Origin of the sequence: Nocardiopsis sp. LDBS0036, assembly GCF_041228755.1 — a bacterium.
Lineage (GTDB): Bacteria > Actinomycetota > Actinomycetes > Streptosporangiales > Streptosporangiaceae > Nocardiopsis > Nocardiopsis dassonvillei.
Window position 1 is genome coordinate 1,242,519 of sequence record NZ_CP141103.1, and the last position, 13,142, is coordinate 1,255,660.

8 protein-coding genes are annotated in these 13,142 nt (G+C 72.8%); 7 read left to right on the plus strand and 1 reads right to left on the minus strand.

Annotated elements, in window-relative coordinates:
• Positions 1 to 107 precede the first annotated feature (107 nt).
• Positions 108 to 1,598, minus strand: a complete 1,491-nt coding sequence (locus tag UIS43_RS05220) for an MFS transporter (protein ID WP_232832969.1) — start codon at positions 1,596 to 1,598, stop codon at positions 108 to 110.
• 264 nt (positions 1,599 to 1,862) lie between these two features.
• Between UIS43_RS05220 and UIS43_RS05225 the strand changes: the two genes are divergently transcribed.
• The 7 genes from UIS43_RS05225 (at position 1,863) to UIS43_RS05255 (ending at position 13,090) form a co-directional block, all read left to right on the plus strand.
• Positions 1,863 to 2,684: an AraC family transcriptional regulator gene (locus UIS43_RS05225; protein ID WP_071622175.1), complete on the plus strand. Its 822-nt coding sequence runs from the start codon at positions 1,863 to 1,865 to the stop codon at positions 2,682 to 2,684.
• A gap of 353 nt (positions 2,685 to 3,037) precedes the next feature.
• Positions 3,038 to 4,075 carry an iron-siderophore ABC transporter substrate-binding protein gene (locus UIS43_RS05230; protein WP_013153346.1) on the plus strand — a complete coding sequence of 346 codons (1,038 nt, stop codon included), beginning with the start codon at positions 3,038 to 3,040 and terminating at the stop codon, positions 4,073 to 4,075.
• A complete protein-coding gene (locus UIS43_RS05235; RefSeq protein WP_370012617.1) occupies positions 4,075 to 5,118 on the plus strand; it encodes a FecCD family ABC transporter permease in 1,044 nt (347 codons plus the stop codon). The genes UIS43_RS05230 and UIS43_RS05235 overlap by 1 nt, the downstream gene beginning before the upstream one ends.
• On the plus strand, positions 5,115 to 6,149 hold the full coding sequence (locus UIS43_RS05240) for an iron chelate uptake ABC transporter family permease subunit (RefSeq protein WP_071622176.1): 1,035 nt from the start codon (positions 5,115 to 5,117) through the stop codon (positions 6,147 to 6,149). The genes UIS43_RS05235 and UIS43_RS05240 overlap by 4 nt, the downstream gene beginning before the upstream one ends.
• Positions 6,146 to 6,979, plus strand: coding sequence for an ABC transporter ATP-binding protein (locus UIS43_RS05245; protein WP_013153349.1), 834 nt, complete (start codon positions 6,146 to 6,148; stop codon positions 6,977 to 6,979). The genes UIS43_RS05240 and UIS43_RS05245 overlap by 4 nt, the downstream gene beginning before the upstream one ends.
• 878 nt (positions 6,980 to 7,857) lie before the next feature.
• Positions 7,858 to 12,192, plus strand: coding sequence for a ThuA domain-containing protein (locus UIS43_RS05250; RefSeq protein ID WP_370012618.1), 4,335 nt, complete (start codon positions 7,858 to 7,860; stop codon positions 12,190 to 12,192).
• A gap of 178 nt (positions 12,193 to 12,370) precedes the next feature.
• Positions 12,371 to 13,090: a hypothetical protein gene (locus UIS43_RS05255; protein WP_013153352.1), complete on the plus strand. Its 720-nt coding sequence runs from the start codon at positions 12,371 to 12,373 to the stop codon at positions 13,088 to 13,090.
• Positions 13,091 to 13,142: the final 52 nt, after the last annotated feature.

The window sequence follows — 13,142 nt, forward strand, 5'->3', positions numbered from 1 at the left end:
CGCCTGTGACAGCGCCCGCCCGGGGAATCGCCCCCGCAGGCCCGGCGGCCCGGCCGTGCTCCTCCGGGCAGCCGCGGCACGCCGCGGAACCGCCGGCGTTCGACGGGCTAGCGTTCGACGGGCTCCGGCCCCGCGGACTCCGTCTCCGTCCCGTCCTGCTGGGGAACTCCTCCCGCCGCGCTCCGGCGCCGGGCCAGGAGCACGAACACCCCGGCCGTGGCGACCAGCGACAGCGCCGCGACGCCCCAGGACGTGGCGTCCCAGGCCGCCGTGAGGTGACCGGCCAGGGCGTCCGACCCTCCCACGTCCCCGGCGGTCGCACGGGCGGCGGCTTCGGACGATCCCGTGCGGGCGGCGACGATGCTGGTCAACGCCGCTCCGAAGACCGCGATGACCAGGGCTTCGGCACCACCGCGGAGCGTGTTGAGGAAACCCGCCGCCATGCCCGCCTTCCCGGGTTCGATGACGCCCATCGCCTGGCCGTCGGTGATGCCGAACGACAATCCCATGCCGGTACCGATCAGCACCAGGGGAAGGGCCAGTCCCAACGCGGTGATCTGCGGGTGGAGCACGGTGAGCAGCGCGTTGCCCCCGGCCACGAGCAGCAGCGCGACGACGATCGTCCCGCGTGCCGACACGCCCCCGGCGACCATCCACCCGCCCAGGGACGGGGCCACCAGCACCGGCGCCGTGAGCATGAGCATCATCAGACCGGCGGTCTGGGCGGACACCCCCTGCACCCCCTGGAGGTAGGTCGGCAGGAAGACCAGCACCCCCAGGAAGCCGATCGAGGTGGTCAGCGTCGCCAGGCACCAGGCCATGAACCGTCCGTCGCGGACCAGGCTCAGGTCGAGCACCGGCCGGGCCACCCGGCTCTCGACGACGAAGAAGAGCGCGAGGAGGACCGCACCGGCCGCCAGCGCGCCCACCACCGCCGGGGTCCCCCAGCCCGCCTCGGGCGCCTCGATGACCGCGTACATCACCAGCGTCAGGCTGACCACGAAGGTCACCGAGCCGACCCAGTCGACGCGCGGGCGCTCGGAGGCCCGCGACTCGGCGACGAACGCCGATCCGACCAGGATGAGCAGGCCGACCGCGGCGTAGACCAGGAACGCCGTGCGCCAGCCCACGGCGCCGACCAGCAGACCCGACAGGGTCGGGCCGATCGCGATGCCGACCCCCGCCATGGTGCCCATGGCGGCGAAGGCCCGAGTCCGCGCGGCACCGTCGAAGCCCATCGCCAGCAGGGCGCCGCCGCTGGCCATGATCGCCGCGCCGCCGACACCGGTGAGCAGGCGTGCCGCGTCCAGGAGGAGGATGTCACCGGCCAGGGCGCTGGCCAGGTTGCCCGCGAGGAAGACGACCGCGCCGACCGCGAACAGCAACCTTCGCCCGAACAGGTCGGCCAGGGAACCGCAGACCAGGGTGAACGCGGCGAAGGTGAGGTTGTACCCGGCCACCACCCAGTGCAGCGCGGCGCCGGAGGCCTCCAGGTCCGCCCCGATGTTCGGGACGGCCACGGCCGTCCCCGAGATCGACATGGCCACGACCAGAACGCCCAGCATGACGCTGGCGAGCAGCACCCCGGGGCGTGGCACCGCCCGCGAACCCGGACTCCGCCGCCGACTACGCGTCGTACGCACGCGCATCTCCTTCGTGTCGTGAGTGTTGGACCCCATTCTGAAACCTCAACTTTTATTGAGGTCAAGGGGTTCGCACAGAGCCGGGGAACGGGAACACGGTCCTCGGCGCGCCCCTCCCCCGGGTCCCCGGAACAGCCGCTCCGGCACCGGAGCACGGCCCGCGGGGCGGAAGCGGGGTCACCGCCGCCGCGGCTCCCACCTGCGCCTAACCTGGACGACGTGGTCAGACCAGACACCCGGCCGAGTCCCGCCGGGCCCCCGCGGCGCGAGGCGATCGACAGCCGCAGGCTCCCCTCCTACGCCGCCGGTGAGATCGAGGTGCCCTTCGTCGTCATGGGCAGCGCCGAGATCATCCCCCGGGACACGTTCTGGGAGGAGCACTCGCACCCCACGCACGAACTGCTCTGGAACCAGCGGGGCGCCTCCTCCGCCACCGTCGGCACGCGGGTCTGGACGATCACCCCCACGGTCGGCCTGTGGCTCCCGGCCGGGACGCGCCACTCCGGGTGGACCCCCGCGGGGACCTGGCACCGCGCCGCGCAGTTCGGCGTCCACGCGGTGCCCTCGATCTCCGACGGGCCCGTGGCCATGGAGATCACCCCGCTCCTGCGGCTCCTGCTCGACCGGCTCGACGCCGAGGGCCTCACCGCGGACGAGCGTTCACGGACCGAGGCGATGGTGCTGGACATCCTCGCCCCGGCCCGCCGCGAGCTGATCCTGCACATCCCCGAGTCACCGCTGCTGGCCCCCATCGTCGCCGCCGTGCGCGAGGACCCCGCCGACACCACCACCCTGGCCGTGTGGGCGGCGCGGCTGGGCGTGAGCACCCGCACCGTCACCCGGGCGTTCCGCGCCGAGACGGGCCTGGGGTTCAGCCAGTGGCTGACCACCGCGCGCGTGCAGCACGCGGTGACGATGCTCGCGCGGGGGGACGAGATCGACGAGGTGGCGGTGTGCGTGGGCTACCACTCGGCGAGCGCGTTCGGCGCGGCCTTCCGGCGGGTCACGGGGCTGAGTCCGGGCCGCTTCCGCGCCCTGTGAGGCCCGCGGGGACACCGTTCCAGCTCCCGCGACGGGATTAGTAACACGGGCCCCAACAAGCCCTCCAGACTCCCCCGCCACACCCCGGTTGTCCGTTTCGCTATAAAAAATGTCGCATCTACGCGATTGCGAACCCACCAAGGACACCCTAAATTCGGTTAGGCAAACCTAATCTCTCGGCATCGCCGCGGTCGGGTCGGCGTCGCGCACCCCCGGGCCCCTGTCCCCACGCGACCCGACCCCGACCGGTCCCCTCCCGGACGCACACCCCCGTGCGCGCGCCGGGGCGGTGCGGGAGCCGGACCATGGCACCGCCATGGCTGAGGCCCCACGGCCACAATGGGAAGGAAACCATGCCCCGCGTTTCAAGGCTGGCCGCGCTCTCCGGCGCCGCGCTGCTCACCGTCGCGCTCGCCGCCTGCTCCTCCGACGGCTCCTCCGACTCCTCCGGCGGGGAGGACGGCGGTTCCGGGGACTGGACCCCCGTCACCATCGAGCACGCGCTCGGCACGACGACCATCGAGTCCAAGCCCGAGCGGGTCGCGACGGTGAACTGGGCCAACCACGAGGTCCCGCTGGCCCTGGGGGTCGTGCCGGTCGGCATGGCCTCCGCCGACTTCGGCGACGACGACGGCAACGGCGTGCTGCCCTGGGTCGAGGAGAAGCTCACCGAACTGGGCGCGGAGACCCCGGTCCTGTTCGACGAGACGGACGGCATCGACTTCGAGGCCGTCGCCGACACCGCGCCGGACGTGATCCTGGCCGCCTACTCCGGGCTGACCCAGGAGGACTACGACACGCTCAGCGAGATCGCCCCCGTCGTCGCCTACCCCGAGACCGCCTGGGGCACCCCGTGGCGGGAGATGATCGAGCTCAACAGCCAGGCCCTGGGCATGGCGGCCGAGGGCGAGGAGCTCATCGCCGGCCTGGAGCAGGAGATCGAGGAGTCGGTCGCGGAGTACCCGCAGTTCGAGGGCCGGTCCGCGATGTTCCTGACCCACGTGGACACCACGGACCTGAGCGAGGTCAGCTTCTACACCACGCACGACACGCGCGCCATGTTCTTCGAGGACCTGGGCATGGAGACCCCGGAGAGCATCGCGACCGCCTCGGCCGAGACCGACCAGTTCTCCCTGAGCCAGAGCGCCGAGCAGGCGGACGCGTTCAACGACGTGGACATCATCGTCACCTACGGCGGCGAGGAGCTGGTGCGGACCCTGGAGGGCGACCCGCTGCTGTCGCAGATGCCCGCCGTGGAGAACGGCTCCGTCGTCAACCTCCCCGGTGACGACCCGCTGGGCACGGCCGCGAACCCGACCCCGCTGTCGATCTCGTGGGTCCTGGACGACTACCTGTCGCTCCTCGCCGAGGCCGCTGACGAGGCTCAGTAGTGACGACGGACACCTCGACCGCCGTCTCGGGCGCCGCCGTCGTGCGGCGCCCGAGGCGCGGCAAGACCCTGTGGCTGCTGGTGGTACTGGGCGCACTGGCCGCGCTCATGTTCGCCTCGGTCGTGGTCGGCTCGCGCGACGTGCCCTGGACGGCCGTCGTGGCGGCCTTCGGCGGAGCGGCCGAGAACTTCGACCAGGCGGCGGTGGCCAAGCGCATCCCCCGCACGCTGCTGGCCGTGCTCGCCGGAGCAGCCCTGGGCGTGGCGGGGGCGGTCATGCAGGGCGTGACCCGCAACCCGCTGGCCGACCCGGGCATCCTGGGCGTGACCATGGGCGCCTCGCTCGCCGTCGTCGCGGGCATCGCCTACTTCGGCCTGGCCTCCGCGACCAGCTTCGTGTGGGTGGCGATCGTCGGCGCGGGGCTGACCACGGTGTTCGTCTACACGATCGGCTCCCTGGGGCGGGGCGGGGCCACACCGCTCAAACTCGCCCTGGCCGGGGCCGCGACCACCGCGGCGCTGGCCTCCTTCATCAGGGCCGTCGTGCTCCCGCGCGCCGACATCGCCGACGGGGTCCGGTCCTGGCAGATCGGCGGCGTGGGCGGCGGGACCTTCGACAGCGTCACGCAGGTGCTGCCCTTCCTCATGGCCGGATTCGTCGTGTGCCTGCTGTCGGCACGCGCGCTCAACCTGCTCGCCCTGGGCGACGAACTGGCCGCGGGCCTGGGCGAGCGCGTCGCCCTCGCGCGGGGCGCGGCCTTCGTCGGCGCGGTCGTGCTGTGCGGCGCGAGCACCGCCGTGACCGGCCCGATCAGCTTCGTCGGCCTCGTCGTCCCGCACGTGTGCCGCCTGCTCGTGGGCGTGGACCACCGGTGGCTGATCCCGTTCTCGGCGCTCACCGGCGCCGCCCTGCTGACCGCGGCGGACGTGGCCGGCCGCATCGTGGCGCGCCCCGCGGAGATCGACGTGGGGATCGTGACCGCGCTGATCGGCGCCCCCTTCTTCATCTACATCGTCCGCCGTCAGAAGGTGCGTGAGCTGTGAGCGCCTCCACCGTCGAGACCGTCGCCCGCGGCCGGACGCGCCGCGCCTACCGGCGGCGCGTCGTGATCGCCGCCCTGGCCGTGGCGATCGTCCTCGTGTTCGCCCTGTCCCTGATGGTCGGGCAGACCTTCTACCCGCCCGGCGACGTCGTGCGGGTGGTCCTGGGCCAGGACGTGCCGGGCGCCTCGTTCACCGTGGGGCGGCTCCGGCTGCCGCGGGCCGTGCTCGCGGTGGCGGCGGGGCTGTGCTTCGGACTCGCGGGCGTGACGTTCCAGACCATGCTGCGCAACCCCCTGGCCAGCCCGGACATCATCGGCATCAGCGCGGGGGCCAGCGCGGCGGCCGTGTTCGCGATCGTGGTGCTCTCGCTCGGCGAGGCCGGGGTGTCGGCCTTCGCGATCGCGGCGGGCCTGCTCGTGGCGCTGGCCGTGTACGCGCTGTCCTTCAAGGACGGGGTCGCCGGGACGCGCCTGATCCTGGTCGGCATCGGCATCGCGGCCATGCTCACCAGCGTCACCGACTACATCCTGGACCAGGCCGCCCAGTGGGACCTGCAGGAGGCGATGCGGTGGCTGACCGGCAGCCTCAACGGCGCCAGCTGGGACCAGACCGTCCCGGTGCTGGTCGCGCTGGTCGTCCTCGCCCCCGTGCTCCTGTCCCAGTCGGGCAACCTGTCCGCGCTCCAGCTCGGCGACGACACCGCCTCGGCCCTGGGCGTGCGCGTGGACCTGACCCGGCTCGTCGCGATCGTCGGGGCGGTGGGACTCATCGCCTTCGCGACCGCGGCGGCGGGGCCGGTGGCCTTCGTGTCCTTCCTGTCGGGGCCGATCGCGGCGCGCCTGGTGGGGCCGAACGGCTCGCTGCTGGTGCCCTCGGCGCTGGTCGGGGCGCTGCTGATCCTGGTCGCCGACCTGTGCGCGCAGTACGCCTTCGGGACGCGCTACCCGGTCGGGGTCGTCACCGGCGTGCTCGGCGCCCCCTACCTCGTCTACCTGATCGTCCGCACCAACCGCGTGGGAGGCTCGCTTTGACCACGGCCCATTCGCTGCTCGTCGAGGACCTGACGCTCGGCTACAAGGACCGCGTCGTCATCGAGTCGCTGGACCTGACCATCCCGCCCGGCAGGATCACCGCGATCGTGGGCGCCAACGCGTGCGGCAAGTCCACCCTGCTGCGCTCGATGTCGCGGCTGCTCGCGCCCCGGGTCGGGCACGTGCTCCTGGACGGCAAGGAGGTGCACCGCCTGCCGTCCAAGGAGCTGGCGCGCACGCTCGGGCTGCTGCCGCAGTCGCCGATCGCCCCGGAGGGCATCACGGTGAGCGACCTCGTCGGGCGGGGCCGCCACCCCCACCAGAGGATGCTCTCGCGGTGGAGCCGGGAGGACGACGAGGCCGTGGCCGAGGCGCTGGAGGCGACGCGGACGGTGGACCTGGCCGACAGGCCCGTGGACGAGCTCTCCGGCGGGCAGCGCCAGCGCGTGTGGATCGCGATGGCCCTGGCCCAGCGCACGGACCTGCTGCTGCTGGACGAGCCCACCACGTTCCTGGACGTCAGCCACCAGGTCGAGGTGCTGGACCTGCTGACCGACCTCAACCGTTCGCTGGGGACGACGATCGTGCTGGTCCTGCACGACCTCAACCTGGCCGCGCGCTACGCCGACCACCTCATCGCGCTCGCGGGCGGGCGGCTGCACGCCGCGGGCACGCCCGAGGAGGTGCTCACCCCCGAGACGGTGCACGCCGTGTTCGGCCTGCGCAGCGAGGTGATCACCGACCCCACGTCGGGCAGGCCCCTCATGCTGCCCCTGGGCCGGTACCACAGCACCGGGGCAGAACTCGGGGAGGAGCAGCTGGCGGAGTGATACCTCCGCCGCCCTGAGGCCGGTGTCGCGTGCCCGGTCACGGAGGCGCCGCGCGCCTCACAGTGCCCACGCGGCTCGCGTGCCTCGCGGTCCCCACGCGGATCCCCCGCGCCCCCGCCCCCTCCGGGCGGGGGCGCGGCTGGGTGTGCACCCGGGTCCTGTCCGTCCCGGCCCGGGCCCCTCCCGGACGCCGACCGTGCCGACCGCGCCGCGCTGACGCGAGGATGTACCGGCGGGCACCGGCACCGGCCTCCACCGGTGCCCCCTCACGGAACGTCCCCCGTACACCGGGTGAACACCGTCGGCCAAGGCGTGCTGCCGAGCGTGCCACGACCTCGGGAAAGGCACTCACCGGAGCCGCCCGTGGACCCGGGTCTATTGGATGACCGGACTCCACCTATTGCGACCTGCACCGACAACTTCTGCTTGACGATCGACATAAGCCCGACGTACGGTTCGAGGCAGCAGGTGAGGCAGGTCACAGGAGTTGGGCGATGTGGCGTCTTCGGACCGTCGGCATGGCCTTTCCCGGTTACGAAGAGCTGCCCCGCCCGCACCAAGTGAAGTCCGGCGGCGGCGACCCGCCGGGCCTCCCCCTCCGAGACGTGGACGGACTGACGGGCCCGGCGGCCCCGATCCCCGGCCACCGCGTCGTCCGCCTCCGGCAGGACCAGCGAGGAAAGGAGCCGGTATGGGCTGAGACCGATGAGGCGGCACCCCCCGCTTCCCGCACCTGATAGCAGGAACTCCCCGTCAGCCCACCGGTCGCAGCCGCTCGGCCCCCACCGGGCCGCACGACCACCGGGCCGCCCCTGCCGTCGGCGCCGGCACGCCGCACGGACTCATCGCTTCGCTCCCACCCCCAGGTGAGGTTCCGTATGAAGAAGAGACCCCTGCTGACACTCGGCGCGCTCGCGTCGGGTGTCGCCATGGCGCTCACGCTGACCGCACCGGTCGCGTACGCCGACGAGACCGGCGAGGACGCGTTCAACACGCTGATCTTCTCCAAGACCACCGGCTTCCGGCACGACTCGATCCCCCACGGCGTCGCGCTCATCGAGGCGCTCGGCGAGGAACACGGCTTCCAGACCGCGCACACCGAGGACTCCTCGGTGTTCAACGACGAGGAGCTGGCCGCCTACGACGCGGTGATCTGGCTCTCCACCACCGGCGACGTGCTCAACGAGGAGGAGCAGGGCGCCTTCGAGCGCTACATCCAGGGCGGCGGCGGCTTCGTCGGCGTCCACTCCGCCTCCGACACCCACTACGACTGGGAGTGGTACGGCGACCTCGTCGGCGGCTACTTCGCCAGCCACCCGCCCGGTACGCAGGACGCCCAGGTGGTGGTCAACGACAGGGTCCACCCCTCCACGGAGCACCTGCCGGCCAGCTGGCAGCGCCACGACGAGTGGTACGACTTCGACCTGTCCCCCCGCGGCGACGTGCACGTCCTGGCCGGGCTCGACGAGGACTCCTACGCCGACCAGGTCGATCCCGGCGGCCAGATGGGGTGGGACCACCCGATCGCCTGGTGTCAGGCCTACGACGGCGGCCGGTCCTGGTACACCGGCGGCGGCCACACCGTGGAGTCCTACTCCGAACCGGAGTTCACCCAGCACCTGCTCGGCGGGCTGCGGTGGGCGGCCGGGACCGCCGAGGGCGACTGCGGCGCCACGCAGTGGGACAACTTCGAGAAGGTCACCCTCGCGCAGGGCGAGGACTCCGTGGGCGAGCCCATGGGCCTGGCGGTCCTGCCCGACGGCCGCGTGATGCACATCACCCGCGGCGGCGACGTGCGGCTGTGGTCCCCCGACACCCACACCACCGAGCTGATAGCCCGGGTCCCGGTGTACAACCACGACGAGGACGGGCTGCAGGGCGTCGCCCTGGACCCGGACTTCGAGGAGAACGGGTGGGTGTACCTGTACTACGCGCCCGTGATCGAGGGCGTCCCGGCGGGTGAGGCGCCCGCGGACGGCTCCCCGGAGGACTTCGAGCCCTACGAGGGCCACAACAACCTCTCCCGCTTCCAGTTCACGGACGGGGAGACCCCCGCCCTGGACCTGGACAGCGAGCAGGTCCTGCTGGAGGTCGGGACCGACCGGGGCATGTGCTGCCACGTCGGCGGCCACATCGACTTCGACGCCGAGGGCAACCTCTACCTGGCCACGGGCGACGACACCAGCGCGTTCGGGTCGGACGGCTACACGCCCATCGACGAGCGCGAGTCGCGCAACCCCGCCTTCGACGCCCAGCGCAGCTCGGCCAACACCAACGACCTGCGCGGCAAGCTCCTGCGGATCACGCCCACCGACGACGGCGGCTACGAGATCCCCGAGGGCAACCTCTTCCCGCCGGAGGAGTACAGCGGCGAGCAGACCCGGCCCGAGATCTACGCCATGGGCCTGCGCAACCCGTTCCGGTTCACGGTGGACAAGGAGGACGGCACCGTCTACCTGGGCGACTACGGGCCCGACGCCAACGAGCCCGACCCCGAACGGGGACCGCAGAACACGGTCTCCTGGCACGCCATCACCGAGCCCGCCAACATCGGCTGGCCCTACTGCATCGGCGACAACAGCGCGTTCGTCGACTACGACTTCGAGGCCGGGGCCTCCGGAGAGGCGTTCGACTGCGCCGCGCCGGTGAACGACTCCCCGCGCAACACCGGCCTGGCGGAACTGCCCCCCGTCACCCCCGCCTCGATCTGGTACAGCTACGAGGAGTCGGAGGAGTTCCCGCAGCTGGGCACGGGCGGCGGCGCCCCGATGGGCGGCCCGGCCTACCAGTTCGACCCCGAACTGGAGTCGGACACCAAGTGGCCCGAGTACTACGACGGCATCCCGCTGTTCTACGAGTGGGACCGCGACTGGATCAAGCAGGTGCACCTGGGCGACGACGGCGAGGTCCTGGACATCACCGAGACCGTCCCGAACATCAGCCTGGCCAACCCCATGGACATGGAGTTCGGCCCGGACGGCTCCCTGTACGTGCTGGAGTACGGATCCGGCTACTTCGGCGGGGCCGACGACTCGGCGCTGTCGCGCATCGACTACACCGGCGGCGGGACCACCCCGGTCGCCGACATCAGCGCCTCCACGACCTCGGGACCGGCCCCGCTGGAGGTGGAGTTCTCGGCGGAGGGCTCCAGCCACCCCGGCGGCCTGCCCCTGGAGTACGCGTGGTCGTTCGGCGACGGCCAGACCTCGACCGAGGTCTCGCCCACCCACACCTTCGAGGAGGCGGGCCAGTACACGGTCGTGCTGACCGTCACCGACCCCGAGGGGCGCACGGGCACGGCCACCACGACGGTCACCGCGGGCAACACCGCGCCCGAGGTCTCCTTCCAGACCCCGCGGGACGGCCAGTTCTTCCACTGGGGTGACCAGATCCCCTTCAGCGTGGACGTGGCGGACGCCGAGGACGGCTCCGTGGGCGAGGGCGTCGACTGCGGCGACGTCGCGGTCACGGCCTCGCTCGGCCACGACAGGCACGCCCACCCGTGGACCCAGTACGACAGCTGCGAGGACGTCAGCATCACCGAGGTCGACGGCGGCCACGGGCACGACATGAACATCTTCTGGGTGCTGGAGGCCGAGTACACCGACTCCGGCGGGGACGGGGCCCCCGGCCTCACCGGAAGCGACGGGGTCACCCTCAAGCCCGCCCGGACGCAGGCCCAGTACTTCACCGACAGCGAGGGGGTCCGGACCGAACCCACCACGGACGCCGAGGGCGGCCTGGTCAACGTCAGCCACATCGGCCACGGCGACTGGACGGCCTACGACACGACCAACCTGGTCGGGGTCGAGCAGATGGAGTTCCGGGTCGCCTCCGCGGGGGCGGGCGGAACCATCGAGGCGCGCATGAACGCCCCCGACGGCGAACTGCTCGGCAGCGTCGACGTGCCCACCACCGGCGGCTGGCAGGAGTGGACCGACGTGACCATGGACGTCACCGACCCCGGGGAGACCTTCACGCTGTACCTGGTCTTCGACGGTGAGGGCCCCGCGGTCGAGGACGGCCTGTTCAACGTCAACTACTTCGAGGCGGTCCTGGACGGCCACGGGGAGCACGGCCCCCAGACCGAGCTGACCAGCCCGCAGGACGGCGCGGTCTTCGAGGAGGGTGCGGACGTCCCCCTCTCCGCCGAGGTCACCGACCACGCCGAGGCCGGTGTGGAGAAGGTGGACTTCCTCGTGGGCGGGGAGGTCGTCGCCACGGTGACCGAGGGCCCGTACACGGCCACCTGGCAGGGGGCCGCGGCGGGCGAGTACGAGGTCAGCGCCGTGGCCACGGACGGCGACGGCAACACCGGCGCCTCCGACACCGCCACCATCACGGTCGAGGCGGGCGGCACCGAGCCGCCCGAGTGCGCCCCGGCCGGGGCCGAGGACGGCTACACCCCCCTGTGGGACGGCCGGACGCTCGACGGATGGAACATGGCGGGCCCGGGCGGGTTCGGCGTCGTCGACGACGGCGAGGGCTGCGCCCTGGAGACCCAGGGTGGCATGGGGCTGCTCTGGCACGAGACGGAGCTGGAGTCCTACCGGCTGAAGCTGGACTTCCTCGCCGCCGAGGAGACGGACAACTCCGGCGTCTTCGTCGGCTTCCCCGGGCCCGGGGACGACCCCTGGGTCGCCGTCGACGAGGGCTACGAGATCCAGATCGACGGCTACGGGGCGCCCGACGGCGACCCGATCCACCAGACCGGCGCCGTCTACGACTTCCAGGCGGCCGACTCCCACCCCGCGCGGGTCGGCGAGTGGAACGAGATGGAGATCGAGGTGGCCGACCCGATGATCCGCGTGTGGATCAACGGGGAGCTGGTGAACGAGTTCGAGAGCACCGACCCGGCGCGTGACCTGTCCTCGGGCCACATCGGGTTGCAGAACCACGGCGACGCCGACCGGGTGCTCTTCCGCGACGTCCGGGTCCAGGAGCTGGACGCGGTCGAACCGGTCACGTTCGCCGAGGTCCAGGAGCGCGTCGACGCCCTGGAGGCCGACGGCGCGCTGACCGTGTCCGAGGCGCGCCGGCTGACCCCGCAGCTGGAACTGGCCGAACACCATCTCAACGTCGGCCGGACCGGGCAGGCCGCGCTGGCCCTGGACCGGTTCGTCGGGGTGGCCGAGGCGGTGGCCGACGAGGCCGCCAGGGAGGAGTTGCTGGAGCTGGCCGACAGGCTGCGCCCGCTCATCGACGACGAGTGACGGGACGCCTCCGGCGCGCGCCCGCCCCCGGTGGGGGCGGCGTCCGCCGGGGGTCCCGTGACCACGGCGGGGCCGGTTCCGGCCGGCCCCGCCGCCCCCCCCGCGGTGGCGCCCCGCCGGAAAGGAGCGCGACGTCGCGGCGTCCGGCCCCCAGGTACGACGAGAAGAAGGTGTCACGGTGTCCGCCAAGAAGGCCCCCTCCTCCCCCGACCCGTCCCGCGGGACGCAGGCTCCCCCGCCCAGGCTCACCTGGTGGCTGACCGCCGGATCCCTCCTGGTGGTCGCCGCCCTCGTCGGCGTCCTCGTCCTCACCTTCACCGGTGACGACCACACCGCCCCCGACCCGGCGCGAGTCGCCGAACTCCAGGCCTCCGCGCAGCAGCGCGACCGCGCGCAGGTCGACCAGCTCGTCGAACGCACCACCGCCGCGCACGGGCAGCTGGTGCCCGTGGTGGAGAGCCTGGACGCGGCCGTGCCGCCCGACGGCTCCACCCCCGCCGGGGAGGCCCCCGACGCCGGGGAGGTCGACTCCTGGCTGGAGACCGTCCAGGAGGCGGCGGTCCACTTCGAGGACGCCCCCTCCGGCAGCAGCGGCCACAACGTCGCGCACGCGGGGCTGTCCAACGCCGTGGACCTGCTGGGGTCGGCGGTGGTCGCCTACTCCAACGCCGAGCGCGCCCAGGACGGACAGCGGGCGGAACTGCTGGAGCTGGCCGGCGACCTGCGCACCCAGGCGGTGCGCGGCTGGTCGGTGGCGGCCACCCAACTGGACATGGTCAGCGTCGAGTCCGGCCACGGCCACGTCCACCTGTACCTGCCCGCGGCGCCCGGCAGCGGCGCCCTGGGACCCGACGGGGCCGAGCCCGGCGAGGGCGGCGGCGACAGCGGCGACCAGTGACCAGTGACCACCCGGTTCCGGAACACCCGGAGGCACGCAGAGGGGAGCATGC

What these genes read in the sequence shown, in the direction of transcription:
- UIS43_RS05230 (WP_013153346.1), top strand. Translation starts at nt 3,038, where the DNA reads ATGCCCCGCGTTTCAAGGCTGGCCGCGCTCTCCGGCGCCGCGCTGCTC.
- UIS43_RS05250 (WP_370012618.1), top strand. Translation starts at nt 7,858, where the DNA reads ATGAAGAAGAGACCCCTGCTGACACTCGGCGCGCTCGCGTCGGGTGTC.